We start from the raw sequence: 16,984 nt of genomic DNA, 5'->3' as shown, positions 1-16,984 counted from the left end.
GCCGAATTGGGTGAGCGAGCCGCCATAGAGATTGCGCGAGGCGATGAATTCGTCGCCCGGCTCCAGCAAAGTGAAGAAGGTCAGGAATTGCGCGGCATGGCCCGAGGCCGCCGCCACCGCCGCGCGGCCGCCTTCGAGATTGGCGACGCGCTCCTCCAGCACCGAGACGGTCGGATTGGACAGCCGGCTATAGACATGGCCGAAACTGTGCATGTTGAACAGCGCGGCGGCCTGTTCGGCGTCCTCGAACACATAGGAGGCGGTCTGGTAGATCGGCGTGATCCGCGCGCCGGTCGTCGGATCGGGCGCCGCGCCGGCGTGGATGGCGCGCGTCTCGAAGCCGAATTCCTGCCGCGTCGGCTCCGGCGCGCGCGAGGGCTTTTCGACAGCCGGTTTCGGCGCCTGCCGACGTTTCGCCGAGACAATGCCGGAATCGACGCCGGACCATGACAATTCGCCGCCGAGCCGGCCGAATTCGATCTTGGGGCAGCGGTCCATGATGACCGCGAGCCCCGCCGCCTGCGCCTTGGCGGCGGCCTCGTCATTGCGGACGCCCAATTGCATCCAGACGACCTTGGCGCCGATGGCGACAGCCTCGTCGACAACCGGCCCGACCGAGTCCGAGCGGCGGAAAATATCGACCATGTCGACCGGCTCGCCGATCTCGGACAGGCTGGCGCGAACCCTCTCGCCGAGCAGGACCTGCCCGGCCGCCCCGGGATTCACCGGGATCACCCGATAGCCCTTGCCCTGCAGATATTTCATGACGAAATAGCTGGGCCGGTTCCAGTTGGTGCTGGCGCCGACCATGGCGATGACCTTCACCGAACGCAGGATTCGGGCGACCAGGGCGTCCGGGTAAACCAGATCGGACATTTCAGCGGCCGGTCCAGACCGGGGCGCGCTTGTCGAGGAAGGCGCCTATGCCCTCGCGCGCGTCCTGCGCCTTGAGATTTTCGGCCATCACCTCGCGGGTATAGGCATAGGCCTCGGCGAGCGGCAGTTCGGCCTGGCGATAAAACGCCTTCTTGCCGATGGCCAGCGTCAGCGGCGATTTCGAGGCGATCTTTTTCGCGAAAGCCAGGGTGTGCGCCTCCAGCGCCTCGGCCGGAACCAGTTCATTGACCAGCCCGAAGCGCAAGGCGGCCGGGGCGTCGATCAGATCGCCGGACAGCAGCATCTGCATGGCGTGTTTCGGCGCGACATTGCGCGACAAAGCCACCATCGGCGTCGAGCAGAACAGGCCGATATTGACGCCCGGCGTGGCGAAGCGGGCGTCGGCGGCGGCGAAGGCGAGATCGGCGCTGGCGACAAGCTGCGCGCCCGCCGCGGTCGCGACGCCATGAACCCGCGCGATCACCGGCTTGGACAAAGTCACTATGGCCTGCATGACCTCGGCGCAAAGCGCGAACAGTTCGTCCACATAGGACGGATCGTAATTGCGGCCGCGCAATTCCTTCAGGTCGTGGCCGGCGCAGAAGGCCGGACCGCCGCCGGCGAGAATCACGACGCGCGCATTGGCGTCCGCCTCGATCTCGGCGAGCGCGGCGCGCAAAGCGCGCAACATATCGAGCGAAAGGCCGTTGCGCGATTTCGGCCGGTTGAGAATAAGCGTAACGACGCCCTCGTCGTCGGCGCGGATGAGGAAGGGCTCCTCGGTCATGTCCGTCTCCATGCTGTAGCGGGGCGTGCTATTTCTTGCGCAACGCCCCAGTCTGATCGACTTTGCGCAAATTGGCCAATTCTTCCGCGCTCGGTTCGGGGATGACCCGCGCGCCGGGGGCCAGTTTCAGGTCCCAGCCGGTATTGGCCTTGATCTCCTCGACGCTGGAAAAAGCGAACCAGCCGTCGAGCAGGAATTCCTTCGTCTCCGGGTCGGGACGCAGCACGCCGAGCGTGGTGACGATCGCCGAGGGGCCGCCGCCGATAAAGCCGTGACGCGCGCGGGCGTCGCCGCCGTCGAGATAGCCGGGCGAGGAAATATAGGTCACTTTTTCGGCGAAGCGTTTCGGCTCATGCGCCGCCATGATGATGAACCGCTTGGCGCCGCAGGCGATGTCATTGGCGCCGCCGGCCCCCGGCAGGCGGGTTTTCGGCGGGCGGTAATGCGGGCCGATCTCGCCGTCCCAGATGCCGGTCGTGTTGACATTGCCATATTTGTCGACCTGCGCCGCGCCGATCACGCCGACATCGCATCGGCCCGAGGCGACCAGAAAGCCAAGCGCGTCGAGCGCCGAAGTGAAACTGGTCGCATTGGAGGAAATGCGGTTGCATTCGATGCCCCAGGGCAGACCGCCGACCGGCGTCGCGCCATAGACGCCGCCTTCCGTCATGCTGCGCAGATTGGGCGCGTGGTTGGCCTGGGCGAAAAAGCCGGCGAGCATGGAGAGGCCGACGCCGAAAATCGCCAATTCGCCGTCGCGAATCTCGCGGCCGGTGGCGATCGCCATCATTTCCTGGCGGGTATAGTCGAGGGCCGCGCTCATGCCGCGATCTCCGTTTGCGCGAGGCTCGCGACCTCGTCCGGCGGCAGGATCCAGCGGCGATAGGGATCGAGCAGGAAGCTGGTGCTGCTCTCTGACAGGGCTTTGACCTTGTCGCGTCCGATCAGGTCGAGATAGGACTCCACGCCATCATAGCTCTCGACGAAATCGCGGAGATAGGCCTGCGTCCCCTCCTCGGTGGCGAGGGCCTTGTTCATGAAGACCATATGGTCCTCGTCAATGTCATAGACGCCAGGCGAGCCTTGCGGCCAGGCGGCGAACGGCCAATGGACGACAGCCTCGACAATGACGTCGGGAATACGGACCAGATTGGGAAATTGCCGCATACAGGCGGTGTCCGCGATGGCGTCGGCGATCAGCACGACCTTTTTCGCCGCGCGCGACAATTCATAGCGGCTCCATTCCGTGCCGATCAGAATGGCGTTGCCCAAAGGATCGGCCAAGGTCACATGGATCGCGGCGAGATCGGGCTTGAGCGGGCTGAAAGCGCCGATGGTCCGTCCGGTGAAGGGATCGACCACTTCGGGGATTTTCGCGCGGGCGGGAAAATCGTCCGGCGCGAAGGCGCTGCGATATTGCATGTCCGAGCCGATATTCACCGTGGCCGGCACGAAGGGCCAGTTCAGCGCGCCGCCAAGAAAACGCTGCGCCATGGCGAGATTGGAATAATCCTCCAGCGCCAGCCGGCCGCTCTCCACCGCGCGGCGCAGGCCATTGGCGAAGCCGAACACTTCCAGCGCGGAAAAGCCGCATTCGGCCTTGCTCACGGCGCCGGCGGCGGCGAGCAGGTTGAGCTGCTGGCTGTTGCAATGGAAAACGGCGTGCAGATCCTTGCGCTTCTGCCGCAGCAATTCGCGGCCGAACACGATGGCGTCGGAGCCCACCGGCAAAGCGGCGCCGCTCGCATATTGCATGCCGTCCCAGGCGAAGCGGCGGGCCGCTTCGCCGAGCGAAATCAATTTGCTGGTCATCGGAATCGTCCTTGGGCCGGCCTACCGGGAAACGCCTACCAGGAGGCGTCGAGGCCAAGCAGGGTCAGGATCTCGCGACGGCGGGCCACGAGGTCCGGGTCGTCGCGATGGCGAGGATAGGGCTTGTCGATGGCGATGTCAGCCTTGATCGAGGCCGGGCGCGGGCTGAACACGATGACCCGCGTCGCCATCAGCAAGGCTTCCTCGACGTCATGGGTGACGAGCAGGACGGTGAAGCCCGCGCGGCGCCACAGGTTGACGATCTCGCCCTGCATCGAGAGCCGCGTCAACGAATCGAGTTTGCCGAGCGGCTCGTCCAGAATGAGCAGGTCGGGCTCATTGACCAAAGCCCGCGCCAAAGCGACGCGCTGCGCCATGCCGCCCGACAATTGATGCGGAAAAGCCTTGGCGAAGCCGTCCAACCCGACCAGCCGCAAGGTTTCGTCGATCCGCGCGCCGCGCGTCTTCAACAGGCCCTGCGCCTCCGGGCCCAGAGCGACATTGTCGCGGACATTGCGCCAGGGGAACAAAGTCGGATCCTGGAACACCACCACGCGAGACGGATCGGGCCCGGTAATGCGGCGGCCATCGGCCAGGACCTCGCCATCGCTTGGCGGCTCCAGCCCGGCGACCAGCCGCAGCAAGGTGGATTTGCCGCAGCCCGACGGCCCGAGCAGCGCGACGAATTCGCCGCGCCCCGCCGTCAGGCTGACGTGATCGAGCACCGGCAGCGGCGCGCCTTCGAGATCGAAGCGATGCGACACATCCTCGATGGCGATGTCCACGCCCGCCGGGGCGGGAGTGGCTTGCAGTGCGGCGCTTACCATTGCACGTCGCCCTTCTGATAGGAGAGCAAGCGGTCGCGCAGCCGGAACAGGATAGTGACGAAACCGGAGCACATCAGCGACATGACCAGCAGCGCCGCATACATATTGGCATAGGCCGCCCAGCCCTGCGCCCATTGCAGATAGAAGCCGAGGCCGGCCTTGACGCCCATCATTTCCGCCGTGACCAGCACCGCGAATGACGCGCCGAGGCCCATGAACAGGCCGACGAAGACATGGGGCAGCGCGGCGGGGATCGCCACCTTGAAGATCAGGAAGGCGCGGCTGGCGCCGAGCGTGCGCGCCACGTCGTAATAAGCCGGATTGACGCCCGCGACGCCGGACCAGGTCAGGATCGCCACCGGAAAGGCCGTGGTGAGCCCGATCAGGAAGATCGACGCGCTCCAGCTCGACGGAAAGGCGAAAAAGGCGATCGGCAGCCAGGCGATCGACGGCAGCGGCCCGATCAGGCGCATCAGCGGATGGGCCCAATAGCCGAAGCCCTTCGAGACGCCGAGCAGCACGCCAATGGTGAAGCCGGCACCCGCCCCGGCGAGGAAGCCGAGCAATTCCAGCTTGATCGAGGCCACCACGCCCTCGCCGAGCTTGGGCCAGTCATCGAGGAAGACTTCGAGCAAGGCGTGCGGCGGCGGAAAGAAGGGCTGCGGCAGCACCGCCCATTTCGCGGTGGTCGCCTGCCAGAGCGTAAAGAACAGGCCAAGAGCGAGGAACCAGGGTGTCGAGCGCCGCAGGCGTTTCGCGACGGCCGGCGCGAGAAAACCGAATAGGCCGGCGGCGACCAGCGCCGCGCCGAAAGCCGCGGCCGCCCATGCCAGTTCCGGGCCCCGGCCCCATTCGCCGACATCTGGCCAGCGCAGAGTCAGGACGGCGAAACCCAGCCAGGCCGCGCCGGCCGCGCCGGCAAGCGCGCCCTGGCCGAGCGCTGCGCGCGAAATCCGGGCGCCGGACGCGGCTTCGCGCGCTCCGCCGCCCGCGGCGTCGAGGGAAGCAACCGACATGACGATCTCAGCTCAGCACGTCGGCGTAGATGCGCTCGGCAAATTTGGTCGGATCGGTCGACGGCTTGAAGATCGAAATCAGCTTCAGCTCCTCGGCATATTCCGCCAGCTCCTTCTTCAGATCGGCGCCGACGGGATGATGATGATGGGTATGATATTTGGCCAGCGCCACCAGATCGGCGAGTTCGACCTTGCCCGGCCCATAGGGCGCATAAGTCGCGGCGGCTTCCTCGGGATGATTGGCCACGAATTCCGCCGCCTGCAGCAAGGCGCGCGCGATGGCCGCGGCGGTCGGCTTGTCGTCGCGGATCAGGCTGCCGCGCACGCCGACGATGCAGCAGGCGCGGTTGGCGTATTCGTCGGCAAGATTGCTGGACACTTCGCGGAAGGCGCCGTCCTTCTGGTACAGGAAGGTCAGCGGATCCTGGTCGGCCAGCGCATGGGCCTCGCCCTTTTCCACCGAAACGCGCAGCAGCGGGGCCGGGAACTGCTTGAACTCGACATCCGTGTTCGGATCGAGGCCGGCCTTCTTCAGCCGGATCGAGAAGAAATTCTTGCCCGGCGAATTCATGTCGCTGACCGCGATGGTCTTGCCCTTGAGATCCTTCAGCGTCTTGATGTCGGAATTGGTCGGCGCCAGCAGGCGCAGGCAGCCGCCATGGGTGCTGGCGATGATCTTGACGTCGAAGCCCTGCTCCATCGGCTTGAGCCAGCGCAAGGCCATGCCTCCCGCCGCATCGGCCTTGCCAGTGGCGAGCGTTTCGAGCAATTGGTCGGTCGATCCGGCGTAATTGATCAATTCGACGTCGAGGCCATTCTGGGCGAAAAAGCCCTTCTCCTTGGCCACCGTGACGCCGACGAGACAGGGCGCGCCGGAATTCCAGGCGAAGGTGACCTTTTTCAGCGGGCCGGCCGCCGCGGCGGCGTCACCCGCCGCCGTGCGGCAGATCGGCGGATTGTCGAGGCCGGGAACGATGATTTTCGGCGTCGCGAACACTTTGGAGGCGACCAGGCCCAGCGGCGCGGCGGCGCCGACGCTCGCGGCTGCGAGCAGAAACGAGCGGCGCGATCCGGCTTCGGTGTTTTTGCGATCGGTCATGAGACTATCCTTTTGGCGGCGACGCGAGCCGCCGGCCCTTGCGGGAAAAGCAACGGACTCCACTCGCCTTGCCTTCGCGACAGACGTCCGCGCGCCGCGCGTAAAGACGGCGGCCATCTAATTGATGATAATATCCATTATTTTTATAGACAATATGTTTTTCGCAAGGCAGCCCTTGGCCCAACGCATAGCTGGGCTCGCGCCGACGCTATCCCGCTAAGGACGGAGCTGTTGGATGATTCGCCTTAGCCGGCGCGGTCTGCCACGAACAGATCCTTGAACTGATGCGGCTGGCTGCGGAGATATTGGCTCGGGACGCGCACGCGATCGCCGAAATGGGCGGCGGCGTGCCAGGGCCAGCGCGGGTTGTAGAGCATGGCGCGGGCGAGCGCGATCAGATCGGCGTCGCCGGCGGCGAGGATCGCCTCGGCCTGATCGAATTCGGTGATGAGGCCGACCGCAACGACCGGCATGGCGACCGCCGCCTTGACCTGCCGCGCGAGCGGAACCTGATAATCCGGGCCGACGGGAATATTGGCCGGCAGCAGGCCGCCGCTCGACACATGGATGGCGCCGCAGCCGCGCTTCTCCAGCTCCTTCGCGAAGACGCAGGTCTCCTCGATGGTCCAGCCGCCCTCGATCCAGTCCGTGCCGGACACGCGCATGGTCACCGCGCGGTCGGCCGGGAAGGCGGCGCGGACGGCGTCGAACACCTCCAGCGGAAAGCGCATGCGATTTTCCAGCGCGCCGCCATAGCAATCGTCGCGTTGGTTGGATAGCGGCGACAGGAATTGATGCAGCAGATAGCCATGCGCGCCATGCAATTGCACGGCGTCGACGCCCAGCCGCGCCGCGCGGCGCGCGGCGGCGACAAAAGCGTCGAGAACGCGGGTCATGTCCTGGCGGTCCAGAGCGGCCGGCGCCGCGTCGGCCGCCGCGAAGCCAAACGCGGAGGGCGCGACCGTGCGCCAGCCCTGTGGCGATTCCGGCGCGATCTGCGCGCCGCCCTTCCAGGGCAGGTCGCACGAGGCCTTGCGGCCGGCATGGGCGAGCTGGACCGCGATGGGGATGGAGGACCACTGCCGGATGCTGTCGAGCACCGAGGCCATGGCGACTTCATTGGCGTCGGAATAGAGGCCGACGTCGCGAAAGGTGATGCGGCCTTCCGGCGCCACAGCGGTCGCCTCGATGGTCAGCAGGCCGGCGCCGGACAAGGCGAGCTGGCCGTAATGATGCTGGTGCCAATCCGTCATGCAGCCGTCGGCGGCGGAATATTGGCACATCGGCGCGATCACGATGCGGTTGTCGAGTTTCAGGCCGCCGACCTGGAAGGGAGAAAAAAGCCTGGATTGCGCCATGACATCACCTCGGCCGTGACTTTTCGCGCCGCGACGAAACCGGTCGTCCGCTCCGGCGCGGAACGATCTCGCGACAGCGCGCGGCGCACTATGGTTCACGCTTCGCGTCGCGTAAACCGGGCGCGCCTCGGCCGCTCGCGCCGGCCGCCCACCGCCGGGGCCGGCTTTTCGCGGCAAATGCTGTGAATAGCGGGACCAGCCCTTGACGCGGCCGCGCGAACGACCCCACGCAAGATAAAGCTTGAAAAAGAACAAGGCGGCGCGGCGCCAGCACGAAGACAAGGCGTTCCAGGAATTCGTCAGCCACGGCGGCCGAAGCGCCTCAGGCCACCTCGGTCTTGGCGGCGCCGATCAGGCGCGCGCGGCGGTCGAGCGCGGCGCGAATCGCCGCCGGCACCTGGCGCCGCGCCTTGGCGCGCGGATAGGACATTTCCGGCACCGGACGCCCGTCTGGATAAAGCGCCTGATGCTCCGCCCAATTGTCGAATTTCATGCGCTCGACATTGTCCACGAAAGTCTCGGCCGGCGTGTTCTCGGCCAGGATCAGCGCATGATCCTCGGTTTCGACATGATAATAGACGAAGACCTCCGGCGTCATCGTCTCGCGGACGATCGACGTTCCGTTGACCAGCGCGCTCGCGTGGACGAGAACGCCCGCGACGAAGAGCGCGTGATCGGGCGAAAGCAGCAGGTCGCGGCGCGGCGCGTGGTCGGCCAAGGCGCCCGCCCGCACGCGGATCGGCATGGCGCGCAGCGGATCGATGAAGCGCCGCGCGACCTTGCGCACGCCGACCCAGCACACCGGAACCGCACGCCCATCATGGGTCAGCGCCAGATCGCCGCGCTGCAGGTTCTCCACCGCGATCTCGCCATGCGGGACGGCGATCCGGGTTCCGGCGCAAAAACAGGCCGGCTCCGAATAGCCCAGAATATTGAGCGTCTGCAGATCGGTCGGCGAGACGACGCCCATCACGCCGGCATTCGCATATCCGAACGCGTCGCCGACCACCGTACTGTTCCAGTCGCCCGCGTCATAGCCCGCGGCGACCGCCGACGGCGACCCGAACGGCAGCGTGACGGTCGCCCCATTGTAGGAGAAATAGGTCTGGACGTTGGCGTTATAGCCGGCGACGAAAGGCTCTTCGAGCGCGCCGGTCGCGGCGCCATAGGCGGCGTTGCTGGCGTTGCCGGCCGCCGCATAATGAAACATGTCGAGAATGTTATAGGACGGCAGTTTGCCGCCGGCGGTGTTGAGCAGATCGGGCTTGAGCGCGCCAAGAAAGGCGGCGCGGCCCATCGCCTCCGAAATCTCATGCTCGATCACCGCGACGGCGTCATAGGTTTGCGCCGCGATGTCGCCGGACTGCGACCAGGTGAAAGCGTCATTCATATTGAGCGTGATGGTGGAATCCGACGGCAGCTCGTTCGACATCAGGCCGAGCGCCCGGGCGTCGGCCGAGGAGATCAGGAACTGACCGCCATTGGTCGGATCGGTCGGGTAATTCGTCTTGAGCAGATTGGCGGAGGCCTGCTGGACCGCGGACGCGCCGGGGGCGGCGGCGACGCGCTGCAGCGCATCATAGACCTGGGAATAGTTGTAACCGAAATAATAGGTGCTGTTTTGACCCACTTCTCCCGCTGAGAGCGCGCCCCAATCAAATGTCAGATGAAGCGTCAGATTATTCGTAATATTGGTCTCGAAGAAATTAATGGCCGTATTGATCGCTGCCTGATATCCACTGGGCAACGCACTAATGTTATTTGCAATATCGATTATAAAGCCCATGCAAAAGGGTCCATTTTCAACAATTGACGCGGAGCCCGCCGCGCGAACATCGCGCCTCCCGGACACGCGCCACGGGCCGCGGTCTTGCCAAGACGCCTATAAGGACGCCATCGCGGCGCCGAAATCAACTCGGCCCGATCCCGCCGGCCGCGCCGGGGATCAATCCTCGGGAAAGAACTCGACGTGGGTTTCGGCGGCGCGGCCGAAATAAAGCACGCGCCGGCCGAGGAAAGAGACGATATAGCCGGCGCAGCCCGCCGCCTTCACCTTCTCGCAGAAGCCGCGATAGCTGTAGCCGGGCGCATTGGCCTGCGCCTCGCCGATTGCCGCCTTGACGGCCGCCGCGTCGAAACGCGCCGCGACCGCGCCGCCGGATCGGGGCGTCGTTATTTCAATGCTGTCGCCATCGGGCAGATAATAGATGTGCGCCGCGCGCCGGTAGTCGACCGCGTAGCCCTCGAAGCCGGCTTTGGCCAGCGCGCCCACGATGGAGGGAAAGTCCAGCGAGCTGTCATAGGCGGCGGCCATGCAGGCGCGGGCTACGTTTTGCTGTTCGGCGTCCATAGCGTTTCCCTTTCCGATCGGATGCAGGTTGTTTCGCATTCGGCGCAGCAACGCGCCCTCGGAAGGACCATTGAGCGCGTGTGACGCTCGCCCCCGGGCTTGCGCGCGGGGGCGTTCGAAACGTGATTTGAGACCAGCCGCATCGAGTAGCTGAGACTGCCCTCCAGACCGAACGGCCCTTCTGTCCGCTGCACCGTCTCCAATTTATTGACTAGGAAACTATATGCGGAAAATTTCCTGGTCAATAAAAATCGCGACGATGCGCCATTCGGCGGCAATTCGCGAACGCTCAAAAGGAAACGGCGGCCCGCCGGGCCGCCGTCATCCTCGCCAAAAATCGCCTGTCAGGCGACGTCGCGCTGGTCCAAACCGATCAGCCGCGCGCGTTCGAGCAGGGCGCTGGCGATCGCTTCCGGCAACTGGCGCCGCGACCGCACGCGCGGAAACGGCATTTCCGCAATCGCCCGTCCGCCGGGATAGAGCGCTTCATGTTCGCCCCAATTGTCGAAATGCAGGCGCTCCACATTGTCGACAAAGGTCTCGGCCGGAACGTTTTCGGCCAGGATCAGGGAATGATCGTCCAACTCGACATGATAATAGACGAAGCTGTCCGGAACCTGGGTCTCGCGCGTGATCGAGAGCTCGTTGACGAGCGCGCCGGCATGGACGAGGACGCCGTGGATCAGCAGAGCATGGTCCGGAGAGACAAGGAGGTCGCGCGACGGGACATTGTCGGCCAGCGCGCCGGCCCTGATCCGGATCGGGAAGCTGCGTGTGGGATCGGCGAAACGAACGGAAATCGTCTGCCGGCCCATCCAGCCGACGGGCTTGGCCGCGCCGTCGACCGTCAGGACGAGGTCGCCGCGTTTCAGGGTTTCGATCGAAGCCTCGCCCTCCGGCGTGCGAATCATCGTGCCCGCCATGAAGCAGATGATGCTCAGAACGTCGACCGTCGTGGCGCCAATGGTCGTCTGTGTCAGCTTGACCTGACTAGCCGTCGCGCTGGAGTCGAAGGTGAAGATCTCCGTCGACGACCCGTTCGAGATCGTGATCGTCTTGTCGCCATTCCACGTCAGCTTGTCGCCAGCGCCGATGGCCTGGATCTTGATGAGGTCAGTCCCGGAAAAACCGCTGATCGTCCCCAGATAGAAATTGTAAATACCTGAATTGATCGCCTGGAACAGACCGCCGTTGCCGCCCTGAAAGGTCAACGTCGGCGAGGCGCCCGAGGATGAGCCGATCGAATTTGCGGCTGTCAGGTAAAGCTGGTAGCCGTCCCCAATAACAAGGGCCGTGCTCCCCAGCCCGCTGGTCACAGTCAGCGCGCCGCCGGTCGCCGTTATCGTGCCCGTGCCGCCGATCACCGACGGCGAGGACAGGGTGCCCTGCCCCGTGACTTTTCCGCTCGCGCCGAGCGTCAGCCCGGACGCCGCGTTCAACGTCCCGCCATCCAACTGGATCGTGCCGGTCGTGAGGGTTTGAGCGCCGGAGGCGCTCAGCTTGACGTTGGCGCTGGCGCCGATTTCCAAAGTCTGCGTCGCGGAACTGAACGAAATCGGCTTGTAGAGCGTCGATGTGCTATCGAGTTTCAACGTCGCCGACGCATTGGCGAAGCCCAGCGTGATATTGCCGTCAATCGTCCCGGAAAGTTCGAGCGTTCCGGCCGTCGTGGACGTCCCCGCTGCGATGAGTGGAGAGGCCGAACCCGAAATGGCGAAGCCGCCGCCGGCTGTGATCAGCCCCACGCCGTCGATCGACGGCGCCGCGCCATTATTGCTGGCGTCCAGTGTGATCGCGCCGGTCGTGGTCAGCGTATTGCCGGAGTCGATTTCGAGCGTCACGGCGGCCCCGGAGCCACCTCCGACATGAAGGGAATTCACGCTCGAACTCGTATCGAGCGCCACCGTCAGCGCGCTCGTTCCCGAATTGATATAGATGTCGTCAGACGAACCAGGCGCGGATGCAGGATTCCAGTTGTTTTTGTTCGACCATTTATTGTTTCCGGTACCGCCGACCCAAGTCTTCGTCGCCATCGCAAACTCCCAATCCGCTCGCCCTCGCCGAATCGCTTAGGTTTGTCGAACCGCGCTTATCGCGCGGTCATACGCCTCGCGCTGTATCTCCAGCCAGACGGACTGCCAGAATCAGAAGCATGTGAACGTGATTCTTCATCATGCCGCAAGGTCAATTACTCTCCGGGCGGAAATTTTACATTAAGGCGCGCTTTCCGCCGTTCGGTCAGCGACGTTCCAATTGCGCCGCTCCGCCTGCCTCCCGCGCGTCGCCTTGCCGATGCCGGGCGGCCGGTTTAACCCTGAGAGAACCATCCCCGTTCCGGTCCGCCGCGGAGGCCAATGTGATACGCGACCTCGACGCCCTGCGGACCTTCGTGACCATAGCGACGCTCGGCAATTTCGCGCGCGCCTCCGACAAACTCGGCATTTCCCGCGCCAACGCCAGCAAGCGCGTCGCCGATCTCGAAGCCGAACTCGGCGTCAAGCTCATCAACCGCACCACCCGCTCCATGAGCCTGACAGAGGCCGGCCGCACCCTGCTGGCGACGGCGGAGACCATGTTCGGCCTGCTCGAAAGCGCCGAGCAGGACATTCGCTCGGCGGCGGCCGTGCCGCGCGGCGTGTTGCGGGTCAACGCGCCCATGTCGTTCGGCGTGCTGCATCTCGGCCGGATCGTCGACGCCTTTTTGCTGGAATGCCCCGAGGTCAGTGTCGAGCTGACGCTCGACGATCGCGTCGTCAATCTGGTCGATGAGGGCTATGACGTCGCGATCCGCATCCGAAACTTGAGCGATTCCAGCCTCACCGCGCGCCGCCTCGCGCCGGCCCGGATGGTGATCTGCGCCGCGCCGGCCTATCTCGAACGGCGGGGCGAGCCGGACCGTCCGCAGGACCTGACGACCCACGATTGCCTCGTTTACGATTATCTGGCGCGGCAGAACCTCTGGTGTTTTACCCGCGACGGACAGAACGCCGACATTCGCATCGGCGGCCGGCTGCACAGCAATAATGGCGACGTGCTCGTTCAGGCGGCGGTCGACGGATTGGGGATCATGCTCGCGCCGACCTTCATCGCGCATGAGGCTCTGCGTTCGGGCGCGCTGCGGCCCCTGCTGCGCGACTGGAGCGCCGTCGAACCATCCCTATTTGCCGTCATGCCGCCGGGCCGTGTGGACGTCCTGAAAGTGCGCAGCTTTGTTGAGCACCTCGCCAAGGCGATCGGCAAGGAGCCTTATTGGGACCGCGACCTGCCGCTTTAGCCGGCGCGACGCCGCGTCGGCGCAGCCAAGTCAAGATCCGGCCCTTTGGGAATGATCCCGGTCGGATTGATCGTCCGGTGGCTGCCGTAATAATGCGTCTTGATCTGGTCGAGCCGCACCGTCTCGGCGATTCCGGTCGCCTGATAGAGCGCGCGCGTAAAATCCCATAATTCGGGATAATCGGCGATGCGCCGCAGGTTGCATTTGAAATGGCCGACATAGACCGCGTCGAAGCGGATCAAGGTCGTGAACAGCCGCCAGTCTGCCTCGGTCGGCCTGTCGCCAAGCAGAAAGGCGCTGCTCTTCAGGCGTTCCTCGAGCGTGTCGAGCGCCGAAAAAAGCTGATCGAAGGCTTCCTCATAGGCGGCCTGGCTGGTGGCGAAGCCGGCGCGATAGACCCCGTTGTTGATGGCGGGATAGATCATGTCGTTGAGCGCGTCGATCTCGCCGGCCAGTTCCGGCGGCTGCAGCAACGGGCCGCGCGCGCCGGGCCAGGCGTCCAGCATCCGAATGATCTCGGCGGACTCATTATTGACGATGGTCTGTTTCTCGCGGTCCCACAACACCGGGACCGACACGCGGCCAGTATAGGACGGCTCGGCCTTGGCGTAGACCTGCCACAGGAAACGCGCGCCGTTCACCGGATCGGCGCCCTCAGCCAGGGTCCAACCGTTTTCAAGCATCAGCGGCTCGACATAGGTCACGCCGATCGTATCTTCGAGCCCCTTGAGCTTGCGGTAGATCAGCGTGCGATGCGCCCAGGGACAGGCCCAGGACACATAGAGATGATAGCGGCTGGGATCCGGCGTGAACGGGCCGTCCGCCGTGATTTTCGAGCGAAACTGCGTCGCCGGCCGCTGGAAGGCGCCGCCCGTCGAGGCGGTGTCATACCATTGGTCGCGCCAGCGTCCTTCCACCAGCAAGCCCATCGCTTCCTCCCTCTTTCCGGTTAGCGGGGCGGCTCAGGCCGCCGCCTTCAGCGTTTCAACCGCCTGCACGATCTGGCTCGCCGCCGAGGTCAAGGCCGCGGCGGAAGCCTGCTCGCCCAGAGCGAGACGTTCGGCCAGCACGAAAGTGACGTCGGTGATGCCCATGAACCAGAGCAGCGTGCGCAGATGCGGCTCCTGCGAATCCATCGCTTTGGCCGGACCATCCGAAAAGAAGCCGCCGCGGCTGAGAATAACGATGGCGCGCTTGCCCGTCAGCAGGCCCTTCGGACCGCCCTCGCCATAGTTGAAGGTGACGCCGGGATGGAGCACGTAATCGAACCAGGCCTTGAGCGAGGACGGAATGCCGAAATTATACATCGGCGCGCCGATCACCAGAACGTCGGCGGCCTTGAGTTCTTTCACCAGTTCTTCCGAGAGCGCGCGGGCGGCGACCTGCGCCTCGTCGCCGGGCTCGCCGCGAATGCCGGAAATGGCCTCGCCGTCGAGATGCGGAACGGGGGCGGCGCCGAGATCGCGCACGACGACCCGGCTGTTCGGCTCGGCCTGACGCAAAGCGGCGATGGTTTCATCGACCAGGCGGCCCGAAACCGAACGAGCGCCGGAAAGACTGCTGTGAATGGCGAGAATGTTGGACATTGGAAAACTCCCGAAAAGCGTTGACGGCCTGAACCCTAAGCCTTTCACGCTGTCGGGATAATTCCCGAAGTTTTGACATGACTGTCTCATATGACGAGACAATGGCGAGTTGCATTTGTTCGAAATTATGAAACAGTTTCGCCAATTTTTGCGCAATTGTTTCTCACCTCTCATAGCGTCATCTTCCGGTTCAGCGGACGAGGTCGTCCGACGCCAAACCGGAGAAAACCCATGTCGCTCGCTCTTTCTGCCGCCCCCGCTTCATCTTCGCGCCGCATCCTTCCCTTCGTGGCGCCGATCACCGACGCGCTTTCGCCCTTTGCCGAACCGCTGGTCCGCGTAACCGCCGGTCTGTTCCTGATGCCGCATGGCGCACAAAAACTGTTCGGCCTGTTCGGCGGTTATGGGATTGAGGCCACCGGCCAGTTCTTCGCCACGAAACTCGGCCTGCCGCCGTCGCTCGCGCTTGTCGCCGGCCTGATCGAATTTTTTGGCGGTCTGTCGCTGGCTTTGGGCTTTCTAACCCGCCCCGCCGCCGCGCTCGTCGCAGGCCTGATGGGCGTGGCCGTCATCAGCGTCCATTTGGGCAACGGCTTCTTCTGGACCGAGGGCGGCTTCGAATATCCGCTGCTCTGGGGCGTCGTCGCGCTCAGCTATGTCCTTCGCGGCGGCGGTTTCTATTCGCTCGACGCCCTGATCGGCCGGGAATTCTGATCGTTCGCAACCCAAACACAGGAGGATCCAATGGCTTTGACCGCTGAAAATCTCACCGTGAGACGGGCCGAGGAACGGGGCCGCGCCGATTTCGGCTGGCTCGACAGCCGCCACACCTTTTCCTTCGGCGAATATTTCGACCCGCGCCATATGGGCTTCGGCCCGCTGCGCGTCATCAACGACGACCGCGTCGCCGGGGGGGGCGGCTTCCCGACCCATCCGCACCGGGACATGGAGATCATCTCCTATGTGCTGGACGGCGCGCTCGAACATCGCGACACGCTCGGCACCCATTCGGTGATCCGTCCGGGCGACGTCCAGCGCATGACGGCGGGCACGGGCGTTCGCCATAGCGAATATAACGCTTCCGACGAGGAGCCGGTGCATTTCCTGCAGATCTGGATCATTCCGGAGCGGCAGGGCCTCGCGCCGGGCTATGCGCAAAAGGCCTTTTCCGACGCCGAAAAGCGGGATCGGCTGCGCCTCGTCGCCTCGCGTGATGGACGCGACGGCGCGATCACGATCCATCGCGACGTCGATCTCTACGCCACGCTGCTCTCTGCGGGCAAAAGCGTGACGCACGAGATCGCGGCCGGACGCGGGGCCTGGATCCATGCCGCCCGCGGCGCGCTCAGCCTGAATGGCGAAGCACTCCAGACCGGCGACGGCGTCTCCGTGCTGGGGCCGGCGGTGCTGACCCTAAACGCGACGGAAGAGACCGAGGCGCTGCTGTTCGACATGGCGATGGACTAATACCGGTTCTCATGAATGAGAACCGGTTAGGAGCGAATGCCATAGGGCGTCGGAAGACGCCCGTCTGAAGACGGGCTTATGGCCAAGCTGACGCGAGGAGCCTCCATGATCGCGACTCGTCGCGATCATGGAAACAAAGACTACTTGTACAGCGCCCGAAAGGCCTCGTGCATTTTGACCGCCAAAGCCGACGCCGCATAGGCGTCGGTGACGATTTCGATATAGGCGCCGGTTTCGGCCTGTCCGGCCGTAGCCAGCGCCTGATCGAATTCCGCGCAGGTTTCGACCCGCGCCGTGAACCAGCCGTCGCAACCCAAGGCGTGCGGCAATTCCGCGTAACGCCAGGGCGCGATGTCGTTATAGGCGATCTCCGGTTCGCGGCACAAAAGCCGCTCGATCAGATAACCGGAATTATTGACCACGAAGACGATCGGCTTCAGGCCGTAACGCGCGAACTGGCTGATTTCCTGAACCGTCAATTGATGCGCGCCGTCGCCGGTCAGCAGCACCACGCGACGGTCCGGCGCCGCGA

General features: G+C 64.6%; 17 protein-coding genes. 3 read left to right on the top strand and 14 right to left on the bottom strand.

Annotated features, from left to right (window positions below; all coding sequences use genetic code 11):
- From ACE3S9_RS04665 to ACE3S9_RS04615, 11 genes are all read right to left on the bottom strand, one after another.
- A partial coding sequence (locus ACE3S9_RS04665; protein WP_374545271.1) for a CoA-binding protein occupies positions 1-876 on the bottom strand: 876 nt, incomplete at its 3' end.
- Position 877: 1 nt separating this feature from the next.
- Entirely contained in the window at positions 878-1,663 is a 786-nt protein-coding gene (locus ACE3S9_RS04660; protein ID WP_374545270.1) for an enoyl-CoA hydratase, read from the bottom strand.
- 28 nt (positions 1,664-1,691) lie between these two features.
- Positions 1,692-2,486 carry a CoA-transferase subunit beta gene (locus ACE3S9_RS04655; RefSeq protein ID WP_374545269.1) on the bottom strand — a complete coding sequence of 265 codons (795 nt, stop codon included), beginning with the start codon at positions 2,484-2,486 and terminating at the stop codon, positions 1,692-1,694.
- Positions 2,483-3,475 (bottom strand): CoA transferase subunit A, encoded by a 993-nt coding sequence (locus ACE3S9_RS04650; RefSeq protein WP_374545268.1) that lies wholly within the window; start codon positions 3,473-3,475, stop codon positions 2,483-2,485. The genes ACE3S9_RS04655 and ACE3S9_RS04650 overlap by 4 nt, the downstream gene beginning before the upstream one ends.
- Positions 3,476-3,510: 35 nt before the next feature.
- Positions 3,511-4,302, bottom strand: coding sequence for an ABC transporter ATP-binding protein (locus ACE3S9_RS04645; RefSeq protein ID WP_374545267.1), 792 nt, complete (start codon positions 4,300-4,302; stop codon positions 3,511-3,513).
- A complete protein-coding gene (locus ACE3S9_RS04640; protein ID WP_374545266.1) occupies positions 4,296-5,318 on the bottom strand; it encodes an ABC transporter permease in 1,023 nt (340 codons plus the stop codon). Before ACE3S9_RS04640 ends, ACE3S9_RS04645 begins: the two co-directional genes overlap by 7 nt.
- A gap of 7 nt (positions 5,319-5,325) precedes the next feature.
- Positions 5,326-6,417: an ABC transporter substrate-binding protein gene (locus ACE3S9_RS04635; protein WP_374545265.1), complete on the bottom strand. Its 1,092-nt coding sequence runs from the start codon at positions 6,415-6,417 to the stop codon at positions 5,326-5,328.
- A 245-nt stretch (positions 6,418-6,662) separates the two neighbouring features.
- Positions 6,663-7,775 carry an NADH:flavin oxidoreductase/NADH oxidase gene (locus tag ACE3S9_RS04630; RefSeq protein WP_374545264.1) on the bottom strand — a complete coding sequence of 371 codons (1,113 nt, stop codon included), beginning with the start codon at positions 7,773-7,775 and terminating at the stop codon, positions 6,663-6,665.
- A 322-nt stretch (positions 7,776-8,097) separates the two neighbouring features.
- Positions 8,098-9,561 carry an NF038122 family metalloprotease gene (locus ACE3S9_RS04625; protein ID WP_374545263.1) on the bottom strand — a complete coding sequence of 488 codons (1,464 nt, stop codon included), beginning with the start codon at positions 9,559-9,561 and terminating at the stop codon, positions 8,098-8,100.
- Positions 9,562-9,720: 159 nt separating this feature from the next.
- On the bottom strand, positions 9,721-10,125 hold the full coding sequence (locus ACE3S9_RS04620) for a DUF1398 family protein (protein WP_374545262.1): 405 nt from the start codon (positions 10,123-10,125) through the stop codon (positions 9,721-9,723).
- Positions 10,126-10,469: 344 nt separating this feature from the next.
- Positions 10,470-11,966, bottom strand: coding sequence for a Hint domain-containing protein (locus tag ACE3S9_RS04615; RefSeq protein ID WP_374545261.1), 1,497 nt, complete (start codon positions 11,964-11,966; stop codon positions 10,470-10,472).
- Positions 11,967-12,481: 515 nt separating this feature from the next.
- Between ACE3S9_RS04615 and ACE3S9_RS04610 the strand changes: the two genes are divergently transcribed.
- Positions 12,482-13,399 (top strand): LysR family transcriptional regulator, encoded by a 918-nt coding sequence (locus tag ACE3S9_RS04610; protein WP_374545260.1) that lies wholly within the window; start codon positions 12,482-12,484, stop codon positions 13,397-13,399.
- Here the strand turns inward: ACE3S9_RS04610 and ACE3S9_RS04605 are convergent.
- Together ACE3S9_RS04605 and ACE3S9_RS04600 are read right to left on the bottom strand one after the other, a co-directional pair.
- Positions 13,396-14,328: a glutathione S-transferase family protein gene (locus ACE3S9_RS04605; RefSeq protein ID WP_374545259.1), complete on the bottom strand. Its 933-nt coding sequence runs from the start codon at positions 14,326-14,328 to the stop codon at positions 13,396-13,398. The two genes, ACE3S9_RS04610 and ACE3S9_RS04605, sit on opposite strands and share 4 nt — an antisense overlap.
- Before the next feature lie 33 nt (positions 14,329-14,361).
- A complete protein-coding gene (locus ACE3S9_RS04600; protein WP_374545258.1) occupies positions 14,362-14,985 on the bottom strand; it encodes an FMN-dependent NADH-azoreductase in 624 nt (207 codons plus the stop codon).
- Positions 14,986-15,216: 231 nt separating this feature from the next.
- Between ACE3S9_RS04600 and ACE3S9_RS04595 the strand changes: the two genes are divergently transcribed.
- On the top strand, positions 15,217-15,699 hold the full coding sequence (locus ACE3S9_RS04595) for a DoxX family protein (protein WP_374545257.1): 483 nt from the start codon (positions 15,217-15,219) through the stop codon (positions 15,697-15,699).
- 30 nt (positions 15,700-15,729) lie between these two features.
- On the top strand, positions 15,730-16,452 hold the full coding sequence (locus ACE3S9_RS04590; protein WP_374545256.1) for a pirin family protein: 723 nt from the start codon (positions 15,730-15,732) through the stop codon (positions 16,450-16,452).
- Between the two features lie 140 nt (positions 16,453-16,592).
- Here ACE3S9_RS04590 and ACE3S9_RS04585 read toward each other — a convergent pair.
- Positions 16,593-16,984 (bottom strand): thiamine pyrophosphate-dependent enzyme (locus ACE3S9_RS04585; RefSeq protein ID WP_374545255.1); only part of this gene is annotated, 392 nt, incomplete at its 5' end.

The organism is Rhodoblastus sp. (assembly GCF_041915505.1).
GTDB lineage: Bacteria > Pseudomonadota > Alphaproteobacteria > Rhizobiales > Beijerinckiaceae > Rhodoblastus.
This window is presented reverse-complemented; position numbering and strand designations above follow the sequence as displayed.

Coding starts and splice junctions, on each gene's coding strand:
- ACE3S9_RS04590 (WP_374545256.1), top strand. CDS start 15,730: ATGGCTTTGACCGCTGAAAATCTCACCGTGAGACGGGCCGAGGAACGG.
- ACE3S9_RS04645 (WP_374545267.1), bottom strand. CDS start 4,302: ATGGTAAGCGCCGCACTGCAAGCCACTCCCGCCCCGGCGGGCGTGGAC.
- ACE3S9_RS04635 (WP_374545265.1), bottom strand. CDS start 6,417: ATGACCGATCGCAAAAACACCGAAGCCGGATCGCGCCGCTCGTTTCTG.
- ACE3S9_RS04625 (WP_374545263.1), bottom strand. CDS start 9,561: ATGGGCTTTATAATCGATATTGCAAATAACATTAGTGCGTTGCCCAGT.
- ACE3S9_RS04620 (WP_374545262.1), bottom strand. CDS start 10,125: ATGGACGCCGAACAGCAAAACGTAGCCCGCGCCTGCATGGCCGCCGCC.
- ACE3S9_RS04640 (WP_374545266.1), bottom strand. CDS start 5,318: ATGTCGGTTGCTTCCCTCGACGCCGCGGGCGGCGGAGCGCGCGAAGCC.
- ACE3S9_RS04655 (WP_374545269.1), bottom strand. CDS start 2,486: ATGAGCGCGGCCCTCGACTATACCCGCCAGGAAATGATGGCGATCGCC.
- ACE3S9_RS04595 (WP_374545257.1), top strand. CDS start 15,217: ATGTCGCTCGCTCTTTCTGCCGCCCCCGCTTCATCTTCGCGCCGCATC.
- ACE3S9_RS04660 (WP_374545270.1), bottom strand. CDS start 1,663: ATGACCGAGGAGCCCTTCCTCATCCGCGCCGACGACGAGGGCGTCGTT.
- ACE3S9_RS04650 (WP_374545268.1), bottom strand. CDS start 3,475: ATGACCAGCAAATTGATTTCGCTCGGCGAAGCGGCCCGCCGCTTCGCC.
- ACE3S9_RS04630 (WP_374545264.1), bottom strand. CDS start 7,775: ATGGCGCAATCCAGGCTTTTTTCTCCCTTCCAGGTCGGCGGCCTGAAA.
- ACE3S9_RS04605 (WP_374545259.1), bottom strand. CDS start 14,328: ATGGGCTTGCTGGTGGAAGGACGCTGGCGCGACCAATGGTATGACACC.
- ACE3S9_RS04600 (WP_374545258.1), bottom strand. CDS start 14,985: ATGTCCAACATTCTCGCCATTCACAGCAGTCTTTCCGGCGCTCGTTCG.